Annotated in this window: 19 protein-coding genes; 14 read left to right on the top strand and 5 right to left on the bottom strand. The window is 56.8% G+C overall.

Translation table 11 applies throughout. The features are described from left to right. Genes cobN through cobJ form a run of 5 tightly spaced genes read left to right on the top strand, consistent with a single transcriptional unit; the run spans position 1 to position 6,659 of the window. The gene (gene cobN, locus HK24_RS12020) at positions 1-3,369 is read left to right on the top strand and encodes a cobaltochelatase subunit CobN (protein ID WP_086634663.1); all 3,369 of its coding nucleotides are present in this window, start codon (positions 1-3) and stop codon (positions 3,367-3,369) included. Further along, positions 3,366-4,550, top strand: coding sequence for a precorrin-3B synthase (gene cobG, locus HK24_RS12025; protein WP_086634664.1), 1,185 nt, complete (start codon positions 3,366-3,368; stop codon positions 4,548-4,550). Before cobN ends, cobG begins: the two co-directional genes overlap by 4 nt. After that, on the top strand, positions 4,547-5,188 hold the full coding sequence (locus HK24_RS12030; RefSeq protein WP_086634665.1) for a precorrin-8X methylmutase: 642 nt from the start codon (positions 4,547-4,549) through the stop codon (positions 5,186-5,188). Before cobG ends, HK24_RS12030 begins: the two co-directional genes overlap by 4 nt. Beyond that, positions 5,185-5,910, top strand: coding sequence for a precorrin-2 C(20)-methyltransferase (locus HK24_RS12035; RefSeq protein ID WP_086634666.1), 726 nt, complete (start codon positions 5,185-5,187; stop codon positions 5,908-5,910). Before HK24_RS12030 ends, HK24_RS12035 begins: the two co-directional genes overlap by 4 nt. Continuing rightward, positions 5,907-6,659 (top strand): precorrin-3B C(17)-methyltransferase, encoded by a 753-nt coding sequence (gene cobJ, locus HK24_RS12040; RefSeq protein ID WP_086634667.1) that lies wholly within the window; start codon positions 5,907-5,909, stop codon positions 6,657-6,659. The genes HK24_RS12035 and cobJ overlap by 4 nt, the downstream gene beginning before the upstream one ends. On the opposite strand, the gene HK24_RS12045 is transcribed toward cobJ, so the two are convergent. Next, a complete protein-coding gene (locus HK24_RS12045; protein ID WP_086634668.1) occupies positions 6,632-7,393 on the bottom strand; it encodes a cobalt-precorrin-6A reductase in 762 nt (253 codons plus the stop codon). The two genes, cobJ and HK24_RS12045, sit on opposite strands and share 28 nt — an antisense overlap. 29 nt (positions 7,394-7,422) lie before the next feature. Between HK24_RS12045 and cbiE the strand changes: the two genes are divergently transcribed. Genes cbiE through cobM form a run of 3 tightly spaced genes read left to right on the top strand, consistent with a single transcriptional unit; the run spans position 7,423 to position 9,789 of the window. Continuing rightward, positions 7,423-8,643 carry a precorrin-6y C5,15-methyltransferase (decarboxylating) subunit CbiE gene (gene cbiE, locus HK24_RS12050; RefSeq protein WP_086634669.1) on the top strand — a complete coding sequence of 407 codons (1,221 nt, stop codon included), beginning with the start codon at positions 7,423-7,425 and terminating at the stop codon, positions 8,641-8,643. Further along, a complete protein-coding gene (locus HK24_RS12055) occupies positions 8,640-9,008 on the top strand; it encodes a cobalamin biosynthesis protein (protein WP_086634670.1) in 369 nt (122 codons plus the stop codon). Before cbiE ends, HK24_RS12055 begins: the two co-directional genes overlap by 4 nt. Before the next feature lie 13 nt (positions 9,009-9,021). Continuing rightward, positions 9,022-9,789, top strand: coding sequence for a precorrin-4 C(11)-methyltransferase (gene cobM, locus HK24_RS12060; protein ID WP_086634671.1), 768 nt, complete (start codon positions 9,022-9,024; stop codon positions 9,787-9,789). Here the strand turns inward: cobM and HK24_RS12065 are convergent. Further along, positions 9,753-10,841: a cobalt-precorrin-5B (C(1))-methyltransferase gene (locus HK24_RS12065; RefSeq protein ID WP_198942133.1), complete on the bottom strand. Its 1,089-nt coding sequence runs from the start codon at positions 10,839-10,841 to the stop codon at positions 9,753-9,755. The genes cobM and HK24_RS12065 overlap by 37 nt on opposite strands. A 62-nt stretch (positions 10,842-10,903) precedes the next feature. On the opposite strand from HK24_RS12065, the gene HK24_RS12070 reads away from it, so the two are divergent. From HK24_RS12070 to HK24_RS12080, 3 genes are read left to right on the top strand one after another with little or no spacing between them, the layout of a single operon-like run. Beyond that, positions 10,904-12,220, top strand: a complete 1,317-nt coding sequence (locus HK24_RS12070; protein ID WP_086634673.1) for a cobyrinate a,c-diamide synthase — start codon at positions 10,904-10,906, stop codon at positions 12,218-12,220. A gap of 2 nt (positions 12,221-12,222) precedes the next feature. Continuing rightward, positions 12,223-12,831 carry a cob(I)yrinic acid a,c-diamide adenosyltransferase gene (gene cobO, locus HK24_RS12075; protein WP_086634674.1) on the top strand — a complete coding sequence of 203 codons (609 nt, stop codon included), beginning with the start codon at positions 12,223-12,225 and terminating at the stop codon, positions 12,829-12,831. A 29-nt stretch (positions 12,832-12,860) separates the two neighbouring features. Then, the gene (locus HK24_RS12080) at positions 12,861-14,303 is read left to right on the top strand and encodes a cobyric acid synthase (RefSeq protein ID WP_086634682.1); all 1,443 of its coding nucleotides are present in this window, start codon (positions 12,861-12,863) and stop codon (positions 14,301-14,303) included. A gap of 4 nt (positions 14,304-14,307) precedes the next feature. Here the strand turns inward: HK24_RS12080 and cbiB are convergent, their stop codons facing one another. Further along, the gene (cbiB, locus tag HK24_RS12085) at positions 14,308-15,300 is read right to left on the bottom strand and encodes an adenosylcobinamide-phosphate synthase CbiB (RefSeq protein WP_086634675.1); all 993 of its coding nucleotides are present in this window, start codon (positions 15,298-15,300) and stop codon (positions 14,308-14,310) included. A gap of 36 nt (positions 15,301-15,336) precedes the next feature. Here cbiB and cobD point away from each other — a divergent pair, with 36 nt between their 5' ends. After that, the gene (gene cobD / locus HK24_RS12090; RefSeq protein WP_086634676.1) at positions 15,337-16,374 is read left to right on the top strand and encodes a threonine-phosphate decarboxylase CobD; all 1,038 of its coding nucleotides are present in this window, start codon (positions 15,337-15,339) and stop codon (positions 16,372-16,374) included. Between the two features lie 77 nt (positions 16,375-16,451). Then, positions 16,452-16,952, top strand: a complete 501-nt coding sequence (locus HK24_RS12095; RefSeq protein ID WP_158093007.1) for a histidine phosphatase family protein — start codon at positions 16,452-16,454, stop codon at positions 16,950-16,952. Positions 16,953-17,282: 330 nt separating this feature from the next. Here HK24_RS12095 and HK24_RS12100 read toward each other — a convergent pair whose 3' ends face one another. Both HK24_RS12100 and HK24_RS14055 read right to left on the bottom strand, forming a co-directional pair. After that, positions 17,283-18,053, bottom strand: a complete 771-nt coding sequence (locus tag HK24_RS12100; protein ID WP_369826541.1) for a sorbosone dehydrogenase family protein — start codon at positions 18,051-18,053, stop codon at positions 17,283-17,285. Between the two features lie 3 nt (positions 18,054-18,056). Next, the gene (locus tag HK24_RS14055) at positions 18,057-18,398 is read right to left on the bottom strand and encodes a hypothetical protein (protein ID WP_369826539.1); all 342 of its coding nucleotides are present in this window, start codon (positions 18,396-18,398) and stop codon (positions 18,057-18,059) included. Between the two features lie 273 nt (positions 18,399-18,671). Here HK24_RS14055 and glgP point away from each other — a divergent pair, with 273 nt between their 5' ends. Next, on the top strand, positions 18,672-21,179 hold the full coding sequence (gene glgP, locus HK24_RS12105) for an alpha-glucan family phosphorylase (protein ID WP_086634678.1): 2,508 nt from the start codon (positions 18,672-18,674) through the stop codon (positions 21,177-21,179). Positions 21,180-21,542 lie beyond the last annotated feature (363 nt).

Here is a 21,542-nt window from a genome sequence, read left to right on the forward strand (position 1 = left end):
ATGCATCTGCTTGTCCGGGAACGACACGGAATAGACGATCAGGACGTGGCCGAGGATCTCGGTCATGCGCCTGCTGACGTCGTGTTTCTGTCCTTCTCGGATAGCGATCTTCTGGCGCTTGAGAGGGCCTATTCCCGTCTGAATGAGCAGACCCCAAACGGCGCAGGTTTTTCGCTGCGGCTGGTCAGTCTTGCTCGCCTCAGACACCCCATGTCGGTCGATTTATACGTTGAGCAGACCATAGCATCGTCCCGCTGCGTCATCGCACGGCTTCTTGGTGGGGTGGATTACTGGCGCTATGGGGCGGAAGAACTCCGGAATTTTTGTAGCAGGAACAGCATTCCACTGGCTCTGTTGCCCGGAGATGCCCGTCAGGATGCACGGCTTGGAGAGTGGTCCAGCATCGAAGCAGCAAACCATTCCAGACTCACGGGGTTTCTGAGGGAAGGTGGTCCTGAGAATGCGCGTCGCGCCCTTTTGCTCATGGCTTATCTTGCCGGGCATGGAGAAGACGTTTCAGGACAACCCGCAGCGCTTCCCCCGGCTGGAATTTATCGCCAGACGACTGCGGATTTTCTTTTAAGAGCCACAATCGTTTTCTACCGCGCTCACCTTCTGGCTGCCGATACAGCAGCGATTGACGGTCTTGCCGATGAACTGGAAAAGTCCGGGGTCGCGACAGATGTTCTATATGTCGCATCGCTGAAGAACCCGGATGTTGCCGAGTGGATTCAAAGCCGCCTGATTGAAACTCTGCCAGACATTATTCTGAACGCGACCTTCTTTTCTGCACGCGGAAAAGAGGGGGCATCTCCTCTTGATGTTGCTGCTGTTCCGGTTCTTCAGGTTTTGCAGCCTGGTGTGACAGCCTCGGCCTGGGCTGAGAGCGGGCGCGGTTTATCACAATCCGACCTCGCGATGCAGGTCGTTTTGCCAGAACTTGATGGGCGAATTTCTTCGTCTCCGATCTCCTTCAAATCCGAGACAGTCCCGGGGGATGCGGCAAGGCACATGCCCTTTCAACCGGGTATTGCCGCTGTCGCAGAGCAAGCTCTCGCATGGGCAAGGCTCAAGAAAACACCTCCGCGCGAGAAGCGTCTTGCGATTGTCCTTTCTGATTATCCCGGTGCGGATGGACAGACTGCACACGCCGTCGGGTTAGATACTTTTGCCAGCCTTGAATCCATCCTGCAGGCCTTGAAACAGGCAGGGTATGACGGTGGAGCTGCGAAAATACCCGCCAGTAGGGCGTTGGTGGAGGCTTTGTGTGAAGACCTGCCACAGCCCTGTTTGTCTCTGAACGATTATAACGAACTCTTTGCGCGCTTGCCCGTCCCCTTCCGGGACGCTGTGACCCAGAGTTGGGGAACCTCTGCGGAAGACCCTGCCGTTCAGGACGGTTCATTTTGTCTTAAATTCGTTGCGCTTGGTAACATCGTAGTCGCTGTCCAGCCCGATCGTGGCAGCGCGCAGGATCGTAAAGCCCAGTACCACGACCCTGATACACCCCCACGCCATGCCTATATCGCGTTCCACCTCTGGCTACGTCATGTCTGCCAGACAGATGCCATGCTTCATCTTGGAACGCATGGCACACTCGAATGGCTTCCCGGAAAAGCTGTAGCGCTTTCCAATCAGTGCGCTCCCGCCGTTCTTCGCGGCGCGTTGACGGTTTTGTATCCCTTTATCGTCAACAATCCGGGAGAAGCAGCTTCGGCGAAACGTCGTCTCGGCGCAGTCACCATCGGACATATGACACCGCCTGTTATGAAGGCCGGACTTGATCCGGACATGGCAGAGCTGGAACAACTGATCGATGAGTTTGCAGAGGCGGATGGTCTGGACAGGCGTCGTGGCGCCATTCTGAAGCGTGATATTCTGGACCGAGCCACGCGAATGGGGCTTTTGAGCGAAAGTGGTGTCAAAGCGGGGGAAGGCGACGAAGCAGAGGCTCTGGCGCGGCTGGATGCTTATCTCTGTGATGTGAAGGACCTTCAGATCCGTGATGGTCTGCATGTTTTTGGTCAAGTAGCACCTCATGCCGAGAAACTGGCCGAAATGGTGTCTTCTGTCGCACAGGTGCCCCAGCAAACGGTTGCTACTCTGATCGAAGCCAGCGCAGATGCGGAAATGAATGCACTTCTGGCTGGGCTGGAAGGACGGTTCATTCAACCCGGACCGTCCGGTGCTCCGACACGTGGGCGAGTGGATGTTCTGCCGACCGGCCGCAATCTTTTCACGCTTGATCCGAGAGCTGTTCCCACGGCTTCTGCGGTAGAGCTTGCCCGAACGCAGGCAAAGCAGATCCTGCTGTGTCATTTGCAGAACGAGGGCGAGCCGCTTCAAAGCATCGTTATAGATCTGTGGGGTTCCTCCACCCTGCGCACGGGGGGAGAGGATCTGGCGCTGGCTCTGATCCTGATGGGAGTTGACCCCACGTGGGATGCGTCGAGCGGTCGGGTATCTGGATTTGAAATTACACCGCTGGCTGTTCTCGATCGTCCGCGTGTCGATGTGACACTTCGAATTTCAGGATTGTTCCGGGACGCTTTTCCGGCACAGATTTCTCTTTTCGATCAGGTGGTTGAAGCTGTTTCCTGTTTGGAGGAAGGCGAGGAATGGAACCCGTTGTCTGCCCGTGTGAGAAATCTGGAGGGTGAGGCCCGAAAAATTGCTGGAGCGCGGATTTTTGGTGCAGCGCCCGGTACGTACGGGACAGGCATTGAAGACGCTCTCACGCGGAGTAACTGGGAAGAACGATCTGATCTTGGCCAGTCCTATCTGGATGGCAACGACTGGATGTATGGTGGCGGTCGTGACGGGACACGTAGCAGCGCAGCATTGGCCCAAAATCTGGCACGGGCAGATGCAATCCTGCATGTGCAGGACCATGCAGAGACGGATATTCTCGAAAGCCCGGATTTTGCTGCTCATGAGGGTGGACTTGCAGCGGCGGCTGCTTTGCTAGGGGCTGATCCCGTCCTTTGGCATGGCGATACGTCCCGTGCGGACGCGCCCCGTCTTCGGAGAGTTGAAAACGAAGTGAAGCGCATCGTTCGAGGGCGTCTGGCCAATCCCCGTTGGCTGGCAGGGATGCAGCGGCATGATTATCGGGGAGGCGCCGAAATTGCACGGGGACTGGACGCGCTCTGCGCTTTTGCCTCGACCCTTTCTGTTCGGTTTGACCAACAGTTTGACTTGGTATTTGCCGCAACGCTTGGCGATGACACCTGTGATGCTTTCCTGAAAAGCGCTAACCCTCAGGCACGTCAGGCAATGCGCACGCGGTTCCAGGATATGATCCGTCGAGGCCTCTGGCACCCGCGCCTGAATAGCGTCTCTGCGATGTTGGAGAGTGGGAGCGAATGACAGTTCCCCCCCTTGTTCGCGGCTGGTGTCCGGATATGTTCGCGCCGATGGAAGCACGAGACGGATATCTGGTCCGTATCCGTTCCCCGCTCGGCGGTTTTGAGGGGCAACAAGTGCTGGCTATTGCAGAGCTGGCAAGACGTTTCGGAAACGGCGTTGTTGAACTGACCAATCGTGGCAACGTGCAGTTGCGAGGATTTTCTTCGACGAGTGCAAAACTCGCGTTAGAAAGCGCACTGGCAGAAGGGCTCGTAGATCCTGATCCAGCAAAAGAGCGCCGAAGGGCCATTCTGGTTTCACCCCTTGCTGGCTTGGATCCTGCATGTAATCCGGAGACGTTGGACGTCGCCCAGTCGCTTCAGACGGCGCTTCTTGAGGAAAACGCATTGTCGGCGCTGAGCGGCAAGTTCGGTTGGGCCGTTGATGGTGGCGGGTATGTTCCAGAAGGCACGTTATCAGCGGATATTGCCCTTCAGTCCCGCCCGGATGGATGGTCAGTTGTCTGTGGTGCTATGGAAACCGGAGTGCTGGATAACGCTCGGGCTGTCAGAGCAGCCGTGGTGATGTCCCGGATTTGTGCAGAAAATTCTGACCTTGGCCGACCATCGCGAGACGCCGATACAGCAGCATTCGTCCTCGCGAAGGGCGGGCTAGAGGGAATTCCTTGCAAACCGCAGGGTACTCGTCCGGTGTCTCTCATAGGGCCATTGCCGGGGAAGGTCATGGGCGTTGGTGTGCCATTCGGCCGATGCCATGCTAAAGACTTTGAGATTCTTGCCGAACTCGCCGGGACATCACGTCTGCGGATTACACCTTGGCGTAGTGTTCTTCTGCCACAGCAGGACGGAACGTGGCCCGGCTTCATCACCAGTTCGGTAGATCCATTGTTGCGAGTGGAAGCCTGTATTGGCCGTGCCGGATGTGCGAAAGCAACCGCAGATGTTGTCGGGACAGCCTTGGCTCTGGCATCTGATGTGCCGCCCGGCTGTGTGCTGCATGTTTCAGGCTGCATAAAGGGGTGTGCGCATCCCCGTGCGGCAGATATGACGCTCGTTGCCGATGACGGGCATTATGAGGTTGTGCGCAATGGGCGCACAACAGATACGCCATCATGGCACGGCAGGGATATTCCGCAGATACGGGCCTTGTTGCGTCATGAATTGAAGGAGACACAGGTTTGAGCGCCGGACCCTCTTCCTACGATTATATTCGGGATGGCGCGGCCATTTATGCCCGGTCCTTTGCAACGATACGTGCAGAGGCCGATCTGTCGGGTTTTACGCCTGAACAGTCCAAAATTGCAGTGCGCATTATCCATGCATGCGGAATGGTGGAGGTCGCAGCATCAGTCGCCATGACGTCTGATCTTGTTAGCAAAGCGCGTGCAGCGTTGCAGGCGGGTAAGCCAATCCTGTGTGATTCCGAGATGGTCGCCCATGGTGTTACGCGCGCCCGGTTGCCAGCCAATAATGCCGTTATCTGCACGTTGCGCGATGAACGGACGCCAGATCTTGCCAGACAAATTGGTAATACGCGCTCTGCCGCAGCTCTTGATCTTTGGGGCGATCAGATTGAAGGGGCTGTTGTAGCGATCGGGAATGCCCCGACAGCGCTTTTTCATCTTCTTGAGCTCATTGATGCAGGTGGCCCGCGCCCCGCGGCAATTATCGGTATGCCCGTTGGCTTTGTGGGGGCCGCAGAATCCAAGGACGCACTGGCGGCTCGCCCTGACCTCGCGCATGTCATCGTACGTGGCCGGCTGGGCGGAAGCGCCATGGCTGCCGCTGCCCTGAACGCCCTTGCCAGCGAGGCAGAATGACAGCTGCTACAGTTTATGTCGTCGGCGTAGGGCCTGGTGATCCGGAACTTATGACGCTCAAGGCAGCGCGGGTTATTTCAACAGCTCCCGTCATCGCCTATTTCTGCCGTCATGACAAAATGGGTCATGCGCGCAAGATTGCTGACTCGCACATTACGCCGGGCACGAAAGAGCTGCGTTTTGCGTATCCCTTTACGACGGAGCGCCTCGTTAATGACCCGTCCTATCATCCTGATATGTCGTCGTTTTACGATGAGTGTGCGAAGCAGATTGCGGTTGAAATAGAAGCTGGCCGGAGCGTTGCTCTTCTTTGTGAGGGGGACCCGTTTTTGTATGGGTCCGCCATGTATGTGTTTGATCGGCTTGAGCCTGTCGGACCTTGCGAAGTCATCCCCGGAATCACAGGAATGAGTGGATGCTGGACACAGGCGGCACTCCCCATGACGCATGGTGATGATGTCCTGTGCGTCCTGCCTGCCACTATGCCGGAAGATGATCTGACTCAGTGGCTGAAGCAGGCTGATGCAGCCGTGGTGATGAAACTGGGGCGCAATCTTCCAAAGCTTCGCACAGCACTGGAACGCGCGGGGCGATTGCAGGATGCCGTCTATGTGGAACGGGGGACGCAGGAAGAGGCTCGTGTTCTGCCGTTGAATGACATGGACGGTGCGGCTCCTTATTTCTCTCTGGCGTTGTTGCCAGGCCGCCGGGGTGTCCGGTGAGCCGGATCTTCGTCATTGGTCTCGGGCCGGGAAAGCCCAGCCAGAGAACCCCTGAGGCTCAAGAGGCACTTGCTCAGGCAACGGACGTTATAGGATATGGCCCATACGTGGATCGTGTGGACCTGCCAGCGCATATCATTCGCCATCCATCGGATAATCGTGTCGAACTGGATCGCGCTCGCCATGCCCTGGAACTTGCGGAGCAGGGGCGTTGTGTGGCGATCGTGTCAGGCGGAGATGCGGGCGTGTTTGGCATGGCAAGTGCCCTGTTTGAAGCCATCGATCACGAACCAGATCGATGGAATGGTATGAATGTCACGGTCATTCCCGGTGTTTCCGCCGTTCTGGCGGCCGCAGCCCGTATTGGCGCGCCTCTTGGGGGAGATTTCTGCGTCATGTCTCTGTCAGATAATCTCAAGCCCTGGGAGACAGTCTGCCGGCGTCTGACGTTGGCCGCGCAGGCGGGCTTCGTGATTGCGCTCTACAACCCCCGTTCAAAGGCACGTCCCTGGCAGTTGGGCGAGGCTTTCGAAGTGCTGCGTCAGGAATTGTCTGGAACTGTGCCTGTGGCCTTCGCAAGGGCTATTGGAAGGGTCGATGAACGGCTGCACCTAACGGATCTAGACCATGCTGACCCCGAACTGGTGGATATGAGTACACTTGTCCTGATCGGGACCACTCTGACACATCGCATCGAGCGGCCGGATGGACAGGCATGGCTTTACACGTCCCGGTCTGTGCCCGCGTGATCATGGCGCTCCAACCAGTCCAGCGCGTCTTCGACCGTCGTGACACTCTCCGCTGGCGGAAGCGTCGGGCGGTCAATCATGATAACGGGCAATTTCAATGCTCTGGCGGCAATCAACTTGGCGCCCGTCGCATCAGCTCCAGCATTCTTGGTGACGAGAACCTGCACCGCATGATCTCTCATGAGCGCGATTTCGCTTTCTACCGTGAACGGAGGGCGGGCGAGCAGAAGCGTGACGTTAGACGGCAGGGACAAGGGATCAGGCTGGTCGATACTGCGCAGAACGTAATGATGATGCGGAGCCTTCTGGAACGGCAGCAGGTCCTTGCGGCCCGTCGTCAGAAAGACTGTTCGTGCGGCGGTCCCCAGCGCTTCTACGGCGGCATCAATACTGGGAACGAACGCCCATTGATCGTCAGGTCGGGCTTCCCAGCTAGGGCGGTCTATCCGAAGCAGAGGAAGGTCCATTTGCTCACATGCCGTCACGGCGTGTCGGCTCATTTGTGCGGCGAACGGATGGGTCGCGTCCACCACCGCACCAATGTTCTGTTTGGCCAAGAACGCTTCCAACCCCGAAATGCCGCCAAATCCGCCAATGCGCACAGGGATTCCGGGAAGAACTGGATTTTTCGTCACGCCAGCAAGAGAAAAGACTGGCTCGAAATCCTTTCTTTCCGCGAGATGTTGCGCCAGTTGGTTGGCCTGTGTCGTGCCGCCAAGGATCAGAACGCGCATGGACTTGGTTCCTTTGCCGGAGCAGGCCGATGAAGACCCCATGGCTGAGCGTTATCGGAATTGGCGAGGATGGTGTCGAGGGGCTTTCGTCTCTCGCACGTCAGATCGTTCGTCAGGCCGAGTTTGTGATTGGCGGTGAAAGGCATCTTGAACTGGCTGCCAGTCTGATCTCAGGACAAGCTGAACCTTGGGGTTCACCGTTTTCATCTGGAGTGCGCCGTGTTCTTGAACGGCGCGGACAGCCCGTCACCGTCCTCGCATCCGGAGATCCATTCTGCTTTGGTGTGGGAAGCACGTTGGCACGCCATATTCCGCCAGAGGAAATGCTCTGTGTGCCCGCGCCGTCTTCAATATCCTGGGCCTGCGGGCGCCTTGGATGGGCTGAACAGGACGTGCGTGTCGTGTCGCTCTGTGGGCGCCCAATTGAGACATTGGTTCCGCACCTTCAGCGGGCTATGCGGCTGATTGTTTTGTCAGAAAACGGTAGCACGCCGAGAAAAGTCAGTCAGTTTTTGACTGGGCGAGGCTTTGGACCCTCTCGCATTCATGTCATGGAACGGGTAGGCGGCCTCAATGAGCAGTCGCGTGTAATCGTGGCTTCGGACGGGCTCGAAGATGTCGATCCTCTAAACCTTATGGGAATTGAAATTGAGGCGGCTCCAGGGGCGAAGATGATCCCCCTTTCCAGTGGTTTAGAGGACGATCTGTTTGAGCATGACGGGCAGATTACCAAGCGTGAAATTCGTGCTGTCACGCTTTCAACGTTAGCCCCGCATCCCGGAGAACTCCTCTGGGACATTGGTGGAGGGGCCGGGTCTGTGGCTATTGAATGGATGCTTCGTCATCCCGCCAATCGGGCCATCGTCGTTGAGAAAAATCCACTTCGGGCGGCGAGAATAGCGAGAAATGCCCTGAATTTAGGTGTGCCAGGGTTAAAGGTTGTGGAAGGCATTGCGCCTGATGTGTTGTCTGGACTTGAAAGGCCAGACGTCGTTTTCATAGGCGGAGGGCTGGCACAGGTGGATATTTTCACGCAGGCAAGAGCCGCACTTCCCGTTGGCGGACGTCTTATTGCCAATGCCGTAACTCTGGAAGGAGAAGCGGTTCTATCCGCTCAATATACGCGCTATGGCGGGACGCTAACGCGGATCGGTATTGAACGGCTTGATGCTGTGGGTGGATTGCATGCTTTCCGACCCGCTATGCGCGTGACGCAATATGCGACAGTGATTTCTGAGGGCAGGTTATGATCGTCGCGGGTATCGGCTGCCGACCAAAAGTGGACGAACAATCCCTGCTGGACCTCATCATGCGGGTGACGTCTGGCCGCAGGTTCGATCGGCTTGCTGCTCCGGAGTTCAGAAAAGCGGAGCCAGCTATTCCAGAGCTGGCAAAACGTTTGAATGTTGAGCTTGTGTGGATTGATACGGAAAGCCTGACGGAGCGTCAGGTAGAGTGCGAAACCCATTCCGCAATTGCTTTTGAAAAGACAGGATTCAGCTCTGTGGCGGAGGCTTGCGCGCTGGCTGGTGCCGGGCCAAAAAGCCGTTTGATCGTTATGCGACAGAGTGGAAAAGACGTGACCTGTGCCCTTGCGCAGTCAGTTGAGACATGAGGAAAGAGAACGGATGACGGTTCATTTTATTGGTGCAGGACCGGGCGCCGCTGATCTTCTGACGCTGCGAGGCCGCGATCTTTTGGCCTCATGTAAAATCTGTTTGTATGCGGGGTCTATCGTCCCGGCGGAAATGCTGGAGCACTGCCCGCCAGATGCCCGAAAGGTGAACACGGCGCCGTTATCGCTGGACCAGATCGAGCAGGAATACATCCGGGCACACGCTGAAGGGCAGGACGTCGCGCGTCTTCATTCTGGGGATCTGTCTATCTACAGCGCGGTTGCCGAACAGACGCGCCGCCTGGATAGGCTGGGTATTCCCTGGACCATGACGCCGGGAGTGCCTGCATTTGCGGCAGCGGCATCTGTCTTGGGCCGGGAACTCACTGTTCCTGAAGTTGCGCAGACCGTCGTGCTGACCCGCGTCAGTGGCCGAGCGTCTTCCATGCCAGCGCGTGAAACGCTCTCAGCCTATGCTGCGACCGGTGCTACGCTGGCCATTCACCTGGCAGTGCATGCGCTGGACCGTATCGTTACGGAGTTGCTGCCACATTATGGGCCAGAGTGCCCTGTGGCGGTGGTGGCACGTGCAAGCTGGCCGGACCAGATCACCATTCGCGCCACGCTTGGAACTCTTCTTGAAAAAGCGGCAGCTGACCCGGTGGAGCGTACTGCTCTTATTTTGGTTGGCTCCGCGCTTGCGGTGGATGAATTTCGGGAGAGTGCGCTTTATGATCCGGATTATCAGCGCCGGTTCAGGTCTGGATCATCAGCCGGATGACTGCGTCCTACGCAGTTGCCTTGTCGGTTAAAAACCATAACGTCCAGAGCGATACTGTTGTCTTCCAGAACGCTGCTGGCGAACTGGTACGCAGTCCGTGCGATGTGATCGCCCAGCGGAATAGTCTGCGCGGAAGCAAGAAGAAATGCTTCTGCGACTGTAGGGGAAACCGCAATAGCGTCGGCCAACTCCGCGCTCGCGCCTGCCTGCATTGCCAGCGCGGCCAGAGCTGGCATATCTGCGGCCCCTCGCTTGGAATGCAGATCCATCCGGCCCTGAGCCAGCTTGGTCATCTTGGCGATGCCTCCGCCGATTGTAAGGCGAGGGACCGGGTGTCGACGGATATATTTCAGGACGCCACCTGCAAAGTCACCCATTTCGATCAGCGCTGTTTCAGGCAATCTGTAGAACGCCTGAACAGCGCGTTCGGAAACATCTCCTGTGGTCGCGGCCAGATGTGGCAGGTTCAGCGCGCGCGCGACGTCGATCCCACGATGAATGCTGTCAATCCAGGCCGAGCAGGAGAAGGGTACGACAATTCCCGTTGTGCCAAGAATGGACAATCCTCCGACAATGCCCAGCCGACTATTCAGGGTTTTTCTGGCCAGCGTAACGCCATTTTCAACGCTGATTGTGACCTCAGCGGAGGCCCCCTGAAGTGCGAGACGGATCATCTGGCGGGGGACAGGGTTAATGGCCGGTTCACCCGGCGGCAGGGGGAGACCGGGGCGCGTAATTGTTCCAACACCATCGCCTGCGCGAAAAATAATATCTTGCCCCTCAGGCAATGGGCGCACATCTGCGCGGATAAGGGCGCCATGCGTAACATCGGGGTCGTCTCCGGCATCCTTAACGACCGCTGCCCAGGCGCCCGTTTTGTCCATCCCATGGGCAGCCAGCGCAAACGCCGCCTGTTTGCCTCCGGGCAGCGTGATGGACACGGGATCAGGAAACGTTCCAGTCTGGAGCGCTATCCATGCAGCTTTGGCCGCAGCGGTCGCGCAGCTTCCGGTCGTCCAGCCGTATCGCAGAGGGGAGCCTTGGGCAGTCATCGGAGACAGGATACGATATTTCATGCTGAAAGCGAGACATGCCATCGGAAAGGATCGCTGATATGACCCGTGCGATCATGATTGCCGCGCCTCGCTCAGGTGGAGGGAAAACGACTGCCACGCTTGGCATTCTGTCAGCTCTGAGGGCCAGAAATATCGAAATTCAGGCCGCTAAGACAGGCCCGGATTATATTGATCCAGCGTTTCATGAGGTTGTAACCGGGCGTTCCAGCCTGAACCTCGATAGCTGGGTGATGACGCCTGAGCTTCTTGAGAGCATGCTGGCGCGTGCGGCTGAAGGTGCAGATCTTCTGGTCGTTGAATCTGCCATGGGGCTGTTCGACGGCTTGGCGGGCCCCGCAGACGCGCGCGGTGCACCGTCCGATATTGCGGCTCGTTTCAGTATTCCAGTTATTCTTGTGCTGGATGTATCAGGGCAGGGCCAGTCTGCTGCGGCCATTGCTCACGGTTTCGCCACGCTCGATCCCGCTCTGCATGTTGCCGGCGTCATCCTCAATCAGGTTGCGTCCCCACGACATTTGGCTATGGCCCGTGAGGCCATTCTGGCGGCAGGTCTCCCCGTTCTGGGTGCATACATGCGGGACACCACCCTGAAACTTCCGGAGCGACATCTTGGCCTTGTGCAGGCACGGGAGCAGGACACACTGAAAGACCTTCTTGCTAGCCTGCGGGAGAGGACGGAAGGTTCGCTTGACCTCGATGCCATCATGGCCGCGGCAGCACCTCTCACTATTGAGGATCATGGCTGTGTTGCCATAAGCCCTCCAGGGCAAAGGATCGCGGTTGCTGATGATGCCGCGTTTTCGTTCCTTTATGGGCATGTGGCGCAGAGTTGGAGGAATGCAGGAGCCGAACTTGTTCCGTTTTCTCCGCTGGCAGATCAAGGGCCAGATGAAGACTGTGATGTCTGCTGGCTTCCCGGAGGATATCCGGAGTTACATGCTGAACAACTGGCGGCATCTCGTCACTTTCAATCCCGTCTGGTGAAGTTCTCGGAGACACGACCAGTCCACGGAGAATGCGGAGGCTTCATGGCGCTGGGAGAGTTTCTGGAAGACGCAGACAGTGTGACGCATAAAATGGTGGGCCTTCTGGGGCACGGAACCAGCTTTGCAAAGCGTAAAATGAATCTGGGATATCGTGAGGCGATACTGGCAACAGACTGCGCGCTGGGGTCAAAAGGCAGTATCTTTCGGGGACATGAATTTCATTATGCCCGCGTGATTCAGGCCGGAGCGGACGAGCCTCTCGCAACCTTAAGAGATGGCTACGGCAACGATCTTGGGCTGGCTGGAGGCTGTCGTGGGCTGGTGTCCGGATCATTTTTTCACGTGATGGCACGTAGAGACAGGAAGTGAGCATGAACACCAACGATGATGCGGCTCGGCACCGGGAAAAAATGCAGAAACGCAAAGACGTGCAGGACAAGGAAGTTGCGTCAAAGACTGTCGAAAAAGGCGTTCTGGCGGTTCACACAGGCCCGGGGAAAGGTAAGTCTACCGCAGCCTTTGGCCTCGCGCTTCGTGCGCTGGGCCATGGAAAGCGGGTTGTTGTCGTGCAGTTCATCAAGGGCGCCTGGGTGACTGGAGAGCGTGCTGCGCTGGAACGCTTTGACGATCTGGTAGAGTGGCACACGATGGGCGAGGGGTTCACCTGGGAAACGCAGGATCGCTCAAAGGATATTGCTGCGTGCGCCCGGGGGTGGGAGGTGGCGCAAACCGCCCTGAAACGCGACGATGTCGCTCTTGTGGTTCTCGATGAACTGAATATCGCCCTCCGATACGACTATCTGCCCTTGGAGCAGGTTCTGGAGGACCTGAAAGCGCGTCCTGAGATGCAGCATGTCGTCATAACTGGGCGCAATGCCAAACCAGCCCTTGTGGAAGCTGCGGATCTGGTAACGGAAATGACACTGGTAAAACATCATTTCAGTGCAGGTGTGAAAGCTCAGGCCGGGTTCGAATTCTGATGACGCATCGGAAGGGCCCCAGGGCTCTCATGTTTCAGGGAACGGGCTCCAGCGTTGGGAAATCTGTGCTTGTTGCAGGGATTGCCCGAGCCCTGACACGACGTGGCCTTACAGTGCGTCCGTTCAAGCCTCAGAACATGTCAAACAACGCCGCCGTGACCCGAGACGGAGGCGAAATTGGGCGCGCCCAGGCGCTTCAGGCCCGGGCCTGTGGGGTTCCTCCTACCGTGGACATGAATCCTGTGCTGTTGAAGCCGCAGAGCGAGACAGGATCCCAGCTTGTGGTTCGGGGGAAAGTGCGAGGAACCGTGCGGGCCCGCGCTTATCAGGACGTCAAGACAACTCTTATGCCGGATGTGTTGTCCGCGTTTCGCACTTTGGCGGCAGAGGCTGATATCGTTTTGATTGAAGGGGCCGGATCGGCTTCAGAGGTCAATCTGCGGACAAACGACATTGCCAATATGGGTTTTGCCGAAGCCGCCGATGTGGACGTCGTGCTCATTGGTGATATCGACCGGGGGGGCGTGATTGCCAGCCTTGTCGGAACCAAAATGGTACTGTCAGAGCCGGACGCAGGGCGGATCAAGGGATTTATCGTAAACAAAATGCGTGGAGACGCCTCGCTGTTTGCCGAGGGTATGAACATTATCTCACGTCAGACCGGGTGGGAAAAGCTTGGTCTCGTCACACACTGCGCGCATGTGGGTGACCTTCCCGCTGAAGACGCATCTGATCTCGTGAACGAAACCCCAGTAGGCGATGGCTTGCGGGTTATCTTGCCGCAGCTACCCACGATCGCCAATTTCGATGATTTAGACCCCTTGCGATCTGATCCGGGCGTCACTCTGGAGATCGTGGCACCTGGTCGGCCACTTCCAGTTTGTGACCTTGTAATCATACCAGGCTCGAAGGCGACTATTTCTGATCTGGCATTTTTCAAGAAACAAGGATGGGACATAGACCTGAAGGCGCATACCCGGCGCGGCGGTCGTGTTCTTGGCATTTGTGGTGGGTATCAAATGCTTGGAAAATCCATTGAGGATAATGAAGGGATCGAAGGCCCCCCGGGTCTCGTTGAGGGCTTGAGCGTACTAGACGTGCAGACAGTCCTGACGAATGACAAGCGTTTGACCGAGGTAAGGGGATTACTGGTGCCGGAAGGCGTCCCGCTCACGGGCTATGAAATTCATGTCGGGCGAACGTCTGGTCCGGCTACTCAGAGGCCATTTGCAATGATAGACGGTGAGCCTGAAGGTGCCGTTTCGCCTGACGGCCGTGTTTGGGGAACTTATCTGCATGGGGTTCTGTCTGGTGGAAACGCGCGGAAAGCTCTTCTTTCACGCGTAGGGCCCGCCGGGCCTGACCTTCAGGATCATGATGAGCGGGTTGAGGCTGCGCTGGATGCCTGGGCGGACCATCTTGAAGCCTGCATTGACCTGGATGCGCTTCTTGCATTGGCTCGACCTGTCTGATCCTTCAAAGCCAGAATAGGCCAGAAAGAACGGCCAGAGCCATGCCCTGAAAAATGCACGCCCGACGGTAGAGTTGAAGCGCACGCCAAAGATCATCAGTAGTCGCGGTGGCCCTTCCGTCGCCCATCCATGAATCATTGACCAGAATACCGTCATAAACTCTGGGGCCAGCCAATTTTAGTCCTAAGGCTCCTGCCATAGCAGCTTCTGGCCATCCGGCGTTGGGGGAGCGATGATTGCGCGCATCACGCCGAACGGCACGAAATGCCTTCGCTGGGTTGGCACCGGGGATCATGAATGCTGCCAGAAAGATCCAGAGAGCGGAGAGGCGGGAGGCTGGGAGATTGACCAGATCATCCAGCTTCGCAGAGGCCCATCCGAAGGCTTTATGCCGGGGGGTAAGGTGGCCGATCATGCTGTCTGCCGTGTTGATTGACTTGTAGGCGGTTGTGCCTGGCAGGCCAAAGAGGGCAGTCCAGAAAAGCGGCGCAACAATGCCATCTGAAAAATTCTCGGCCAAACTTTCAATGGCGGCCCTTACGACGCCTGCTTCATCAAGCTGTTCCGGATCGCGGCCGACAATCATGGAGACTGCTTTCCTGCCCGCCGCCACACCGCTTTCTTGCAAACCAGTGTGAACTGCCCTGACATGCTCCCACAGGGAGCGTTGGGCAATCAGAGTGCTGCCCACAGCGCCTTCGATCCCGCAGGCAACGAGAGGCGGAAAGAGAAGGTCCAAGGCCTGAATGGCCGTGTAGATAATCAGAGTAGGAAGACCGATAAGAATGGCCAAGCTTACAATGCCGCCTAGACGTTGCCGGAAAGCGCTATCCTGTGGGCAGTTGAGTGAACGATCCAGTCGCGCGATAAGGGCACCAATCCACATGACTGGATGGCCAATTCTGCGAAAAAGCCAGTTCGGGTAACCGAAAGCGGCTTCAATCGCACAGGCCAGACAGGCGACAGAGAATGTGTGGGACAGGAGAGAGAAAGTCATGGGCCTGCGTGTTTCATCCAGATGCCGTGATCTAGCATGATGCCCACGGTGCTGGAAAACATGCCGATCCACGGTGGCCAGGTGCGGCGGGTTATGGAGCGCTTTCCTCACGCTCCAAAGCCCTTCATCGATCTCTCCACGGGTATCAGCCCGTACGAATATCCTCTTTCCCCCTTGGATGTCGCGGTACTCACAAAGCTGCCAGAAGTAGTGGACGAGGAAGCGCTTCTAGGGGCTGCTGCGACAGCCTACGGGGTACCAAATGAAGGTATGATTGTTGCGGGGCCCGGCACACAACTGCTGATTGCGTTGCTTCCGTTGGTTCTGAAAGCACGAAAAGTCGTCATTTTTGGTCCCACTTACTCCGGCCATGAGCAGGCGTGGAGAAATGCGGGAGTGGATGTATCGATCGTGACAGATCTTCAGGCATTCAGGGCTGCCGCAGAACGAGCGGAGACTGTCTGTGTCGTCTGTAATCCGAATAATCCAGACGGACGACGCCTGCCTGTCGAGACACTTTTAGAACTCTCGGATCGTTGCGCGGCATCCGGTGGCTGGTTAGTCGTCGATGAGGCGTATGCGGATTTCGATCATGAAAGTGCTGCCTCGTCTTTTCCTCGGGCAGGGCTCTTGGTTTTGCGCTCTTTTGGAAAAACCTACGGGTTACCCGGTGTCCGCCTTGGTTTTTTAATCGCCTCTGACGGAACAGCGGATCGACTTCGGTCCATGATGGGGGACTGGGCGGTAAGCGCTCTGGCTCTGTCCGCGGGACGGCAAGCACTGTCGGATCAGGAGTGGTTGAACAGCACCAAAGGTCGATTGGAGCGGGATGCCAAGCGCCTTGTAAACCTGCTGAAGGGATCGGGTCTCGTCGTTAAAGGAAACACCCTTCTGTTCTGCCTGGTGAGTTTGGATGAGGCTGCTTCGCTGTGGACCTTCCTCTGTGAACGCGGGATCGTGACCCGTGCGTTCCCTGAGCGGCCAACGGAGCTGAGGTTTGGTTTGCTGCGGCATAGCGCGGGTTGGGACCGCTTGGAACGCGCGCTTCATGATTGGTCAGAGATCGCAAAATGAAGCTGTTCTGCTTTGCCCTTCCATCGCTCCCGTCTTCGAAGCGAAGCATCTTTCCTCCGAAAGGGGAACTGCATGACATGGCGAGTACGGAACCTGCGTTCTGGCCAAAATCTCTACCGATCCTGACAGGGCGTGCGGCAGATGTTGCGTGGATTGAGGCGTATTCCAAGTGCGCTGTCACCGTGGACGAACGGCTTCGCGGCCGTGATTACGGTGACTGGTGCGGGCAGAGCCTTAAAGCCTTATCGCCTGGAAGTCTGTCAGAGTGGATGACAGACCCCAATTTTTCGCCGCCTTCTGGTGAAAGCCAAAAGGGGATGTATGTCCGTCTTGCAGAGTGGCTGTCGGATATCCGTGACGCGAAAAAGTCTGTGATCCTGGGTGTGGATCCTGATGTTGTGCGGGGGCTTGTTCTGCTGGCGATGGGCTTGAATGCAGAAGCGGCAGGGAAGCTTGATATTCTCCCGCAGAGCTGGAACGTCCTGTCTTTTTACAGGACGTGGAGGGTGCAGGCCCTTTCGGTTCCAGCCAACAGAATAACGTCTGAAATTATTTTCGGCTCAGAAAGCGATCGTTAATCCAGGCTGCGGCGCCCACGGCCACAAGGATGGGACCGAGAATAAAAAGTACCGCTGCAAGGGCTACTAAAATAATAATACCGAAAGACATTTTCTTTTTTCCTTATTCAGGATGAAAACTGTTACGCTCTGAAGCACGTTTGCCATAGTTCATGCGCATATTCGCCAAGTTTATGCTTCACAATAACCTCTGAAAAGGGGAACGATATGCGTTATTTTCTCATGATTCTACTCGGGGCTGTCGTCACCCGCTTCTGGCTGCGGATAGCCTCCGTTCAGACAGTTCCGCGTGTCTCGTCACCTGTTCGGGCTCTGCCAACTTTATGACGCCTATTTCCGTACGGCAGGGGTATAGGTCAACCTGTAGAGCGACCCGGAAAAATCGTCGCTAACAAGGATACTGCCGTCGGGCATCGGCTGAACATCCACTGGGCGGCCAACGGTGCGCCCATTGTGCCGAAATCCCCAGATTAGCGGCTCTGACTGCTGTGGATGGCCAGCACTATCAAATTTGACGGACACGACCTGATACCCTGATGGAACACTTCTGTTCCATGATCCATGCTCCGCAATCAGCAATGCACCCTTCAAAGAGCGCGCTGCGGCGGGGCCATCGTAAAATCGCAGCCCCAATGCTGCGACATGGGCTCCAAGCTTCAGGGCAGGCGGAGTAAACTCACCGCAAGAGTGGTCTTTTCCGTAATGAGGATCCGGGACGTCTCCCTGATGGCAATAGGGATATCCAAAAGACTGCCGGGGCTGGGTAAGGGTGTTCAGTTCGTCAGAAGGGACGTCATCGCCCATCATGTCCCGGCCATTATCCGTAAACCACAGGTCTTTTCCTGTTCGCCGCCATGCGAGACCAACTGAATTGCGAATGCCGTAAGCAACGTCCTGCCTGTCCGTGCCGTCGGGATTTATGCTGATGATTTTTCCGAGATCGTGGCCCACGTCGCAAACGTTGCAAGGTGCGCCAATGGTCACATACAGCCTGCCATCCGGCCCGAAAGCGATAAACTTCCAGAAATGGTCGCCGTCTTTGAAAGGCAGGTGATCCGTAATGACTTCCGGTTTGGGCGGATTGTATAGGTGGTTCTCGATATCTCATAGAACCAGAATGCGTTCGGGTTCCGCGATGTAGAGATCTCCATCATGATATGCGACGCCTGAAGGGGTTTCGAGGCCGCTGGCAAGTGTCCTGACCTGAACGAGACTGCCTGCATCACCCACTCCAGAGACGGCATAAACCTTTCCGGGCCCCATGGAGCCAAGGAAAACAGTTCCTCTGTCTCCAAGGGCGATTTCGCGTGCTCCACGGACCTGTGCCGATATAACCTCCAAATGAAACCCGGGCGCGACAGACAGGCCTTCAGACAAAGGAGCACCCCATGAAGGCAGGGTCAGGCACGATCCTATCACTGAGAATAGCAAAAGTTGCCGGAGCATTATGCACCTCATCAATGTGGAGCAGGGCTTGAAGGACAGCGCTGATAACCGCAACGGACGAACGGCTCAGAGGTTTTCAGGTGTTCAGTTACTCTTCCATTTGAAAATGTGATGTCACGAAGAATGTCTGGAGCTCCAAGGCCCTCATACTTCCTCCGTTCTGACGCGTTAGAAGTCCAGTTGCTGCCTTAATGAACGCATTCTGTTCGTCTCTCTGGACATGTTCACCATGTTGGAGAGCGAGCGTGAACAGTCATGGGAGTTTCCAGGTCTATGGTTGATACTTCCCCCCGTAAGCCGCGCGCAGCAGAAGCTGCACTGCGCATGCTGGCACTTGATCTGCATTGGACATGGAACCACGAGGCGGATCTGCTGTGGCAGACGATCAATCCGGATCTTTGGTCCCGAACCTGTAATCCCTGGATAACCCTGACCCGAACACCCAAAGCCCAACTGTGGGAAGCTCTACAAAACCCGGATGTCCGCAATCTCTTGAAGGCCAGTATGGAGCGCCGGAAATATGAGTTGGAGCGTTCCACCTGGTTTGCGGAGAAATATACGGACGCTGGGCTGTCTGAAGTCGCCTATTTCAGCATGGAGTATATGCTGAGCGAGGCACTTCCCATCTATTCTGGCGGGCTAGGGAATGTTGCTGCAGACCAGCTGAAAGCCGCGAGTGATCTGGGTGTTCCCGTTGTTGCGGTCGGGCTTCTCTATGCGCAGGGTTATTTTCGCCAGGTTATTACTCCCGCAGGTGAACAACGGGCGCTCTACCCGTTCAACGACCCTGACCAGCTTCCGATACAGCCCGTCCTCACGCCGGATGGGGATTGGTTCCGGCTCTCTGTCCAGACAGCAACCGGAGAAATCTGGCTTCGCGCCTGGAAAGCCGTCGTAGGTCGGACAACTCTCTACCTTCTGGATACTAACGATCCATCCAATCCGCCCGCTGTTCGTTGCATCACGACGCAGCTCTACGGCGGAGATGCAGAACTTCGGCTGAGGCAGGAAATGGTTCTCGGTATCGGGGGGTGGAGGCTGTTGCATGCTCTAGGGCACCGGCCGGATATCTGCCACCTGAATGAGGGGCATGCGGCTTTTGCAGCTCTGGAACGAGCTCGGTGTCTTTCCGAAGAAGAAGGTATTCCTTTCGCGCAGGCGCAGGTCATTGCCCGCGCGGGAACGGTCTTCACGACACATACAGCCGTCCCGGCTGGGTTTGATCGTTTTCCGCCTAAGCTGATTGAGAGCCATCTCACGTTCTATGCCGAAGACCGTCTGGGCATGCCAATTCAGGACTTTCTCGCGCTAGGGCGCCTTGATCCGACGAATAAGGATGAATTTTTTAACATGGCTTATCTCGCCGTTCGGTGCAGCGGGGCCGTTAACGGCGTGAGCCAGTTGCATGGGGCTGTGAGCCGGTCCTTGTTCACGCCACTTTTCCCGCGTTGGCCGCAAAATGAAGTCCCGATCTCTCATGTGACGAACGGCGTCCACACCCCGACGTGGGATTCAGCATCTGCCGATGAACTCTGGACCCAGGTGGGGGGAAGAAGCAGGTGGGAAGGAGATCTCGAAGGGCTAGGCGATGCCGTTCGTCATCTTGATGACGACACTCTCTGGCGCAGCAGGTGCAACTCCCGGGCGGAGTTTGTTCACGCGCTGGGGCAGGAGCTTTCCGCAAGGCAATGCATCGTTGGTGAAGATGGGTTGTGGTGCCTGCCTGCGCCGTCGTTGAACCCGGAGGCGCTGACAATCGGATTTGCGCGCCGGTTTGCCACCTACAAGCGTCCAGACCTCTTGTTGTACGACGAGGAACGACTTGTCCGACTGTTGCGGGACGCTCAGAGGCCGGTCCAGATCGTTCTGTCCGGCAAGGCCCATCCGCAGGATCTCGAAGGGCAGGCGATGATCACACGCTGGGTCCAGTTCTGCCAGCGTCAGGATATCGTGGGAAAAGTGGTATTCCTCGCGGATTACGACATGGCTCTGGCCCAGAAAATGGTTCAGGGGGTGGATCTGTGGCTGAACACACCGCGACGTCCCTGGGAGGCCAGCGGGACCAGCGGAATGAAGGTCTTGGTAAATGGTGGACTTAACCTGTCAGAACTCGATGGATGGTGGGCCGAGGCCTATGCGCCGGAAGTCGGCTGGGCGTTAGGGGACGGCTTGGAGCACGCGGGAGATCCGGCCTACGACCACTCTGATGCGCAGGAACTTTACAGGCTCTTGGAAGAGCATGTTCTTCCTGAATTCTACGAACGCGATGCTGGCGGAACACCTTGCGCGTGGGTTGCGAAGATGCGCGAAAGCATGGCGCGTCTGACGCCTCAGTTTTCCGCAAACCGTACAGTTCGCGATTACACGGAACAGTTTTATTTGACTGGTGCACAACGCTACAGGCGTCGCCTGTCTGACCATGGGGTGAGTGCTGGAACGGTTCTCGACAGGCAAAATGCCCTCTCTGCTGGCTGGAATAGCCTCAGGATCGGAGAGGTTATTATTCCGGAGAATGGGGGGGAGCAGAAAGCGCATGCTTTCATTCATCCCGGAATGCTCGATCCAGCGTTGCTGCGTGTTGAACTCTACGCTGACGCTCAGGATGGGCACCCGCGCATCAAGTCGCTGACACAGGGAGAACATCTTCCGGATGGCTGGATTGCCTATACTCTTGAGACTGAGCTTCCTGCCCCCGTGGCAGAGTGTACACTGCGGATCATTCCAGCCGCGGAGGTCATGAGTGTTCCGCTCGAAGCGCCTTTTATCCTCTGGCAACGGTAGGACATGAAGGCTTACGCTTCATGTGTCGCCATGCTGGAGGAGAAAGAATAATGATCCGAAGCCTTTTGCCGCAACGTCTGACATTTCGCTTTTTACCAGAAGCATGGCCTCTCGTTCGTTACCACACAGGCATAGCACCCGCTTTGAAAAGCGTGCGACCGAGGCATCGGATCCGGACATTTTACGATACCGCATCCGGCATACTGTCTCGCCACGATTGGGCACTCTCCACCGCGCGAGAAGGCCGTGCGTCAGTTCAGGTGCTTGAGCCTGTTTCCTGGCCAGGGTCACCTAGGTCACGTTGACAAAAGGCCTATACGGTCTGCCTGAGATCTGATTCACTTTGTATCTGTAGGACAGCAA

The sequence above is a fragment of the Gluconobacter sp. DsW_058 genome (assembly GCF_002153615.1).
Classification (GTDB): Bacteria; Pseudomonadota; Alphaproteobacteria; order Acetobacterales; family Acetobacteraceae; genus Gluconobacter; species Gluconobacter cerinus.

Coding starts and splice junctions, on each gene's coding strand:
- cobN (WP_086634663.1), top strand. CDS start 1: ATGCATCTGCTTGTCCGGGAACGACACGGAATAGACGATCAGGACGTG.
- cobG (WP_086634664.1), top strand. CDS start 3,366: ATGACAGTTCCCCCCCTTGTTCGCGGCTGGTGTCCGGATATGTTCGCG.
- HK24_RS12035 (WP_086634666.1), top strand. CDS start 5,185: ATGACAGCTGCTACAGTTTATGTCGTCGGCGTAGGGCCTGGTGATCCG.
- HK24_RS12045 (WP_086634668.1), bottom strand. CDS start 7,393: ATGCGCGTTCTGATCCTTGGCGGCACGACACAGGCCAACCAACTGGCG.
- cbiE (WP_086634669.1), top strand. CDS start 7,423: ATGAAGACCCCATGGCTGAGCGTTATCGGAATTGGCGAGGATGGTGTC.
- HK24_RS12055 (WP_086634670.1), top strand. CDS start 8,640: ATGATCGTCGCGGGTATCGGCTGCCGACCAAAAGTGGACGAACAATCC.
- cobM (WP_086634671.1), top strand. CDS start 9,022: ATGACGGTTCATTTTATTGGTGCAGGACCGGGCGCCGCTGATCTTCTG.
- HK24_RS12065 (WP_198942133.1), bottom strand. CDS start 10,841: ATGACTGCCCAAGGCTCCCCTCTGCGATACGGCTGGACGACCGGAAGC.
- HK24_RS12070 (WP_086634673.1), top strand. CDS start 10,904: ATGACCCGTGCGATCATGATTGCCGCGCCTCGCTCAGGTGGAGGGAAA.
- cobO (WP_086634674.1), top strand. CDS start 12,223: ATGAACACCAACGATGATGCGGCTCGGCACCGGGAAAAAATGCAGAAA.
- HK24_RS12080 (WP_086634682.1), top strand. CDS start 12,861: ATGTTTCAGGGAACGGGCTCCAGCGTTGGGAAATCTGTGCTTGTTGCA.
- cbiB (WP_086634675.1), bottom strand. CDS start 15,300: ATGACTTTCTCTCTCCTGTCCCACACATTCTCTGTCGCCTGTCTGGCC.
- cobD (WP_086634676.1), top strand. CDS start 15,337: ATGATGCCCACGGTGCTGGAAAACATGCCGATCCACGGTGGCCAGGTG.
- HK24_RS12095 (WP_158093007.1), top strand. CDS start 16,452: ATGGCGAGTACGGAACCTGCGTTCTGGCCAAAATCTCTACCGATCCTG.
- HK24_RS14055 (WP_369826539.1), bottom strand. CDS start 18,398: ATGCTCCGGCAACTTTTGCTATTCTCAGTGATAGGATCGTGCCTGACC.
- glgP (WP_086634678.1), top strand. CDS start 18,672: ATGGTTGATACTTCCCCCCGTAAGCCGCGCGCAGCAGAAGCTGCACTG.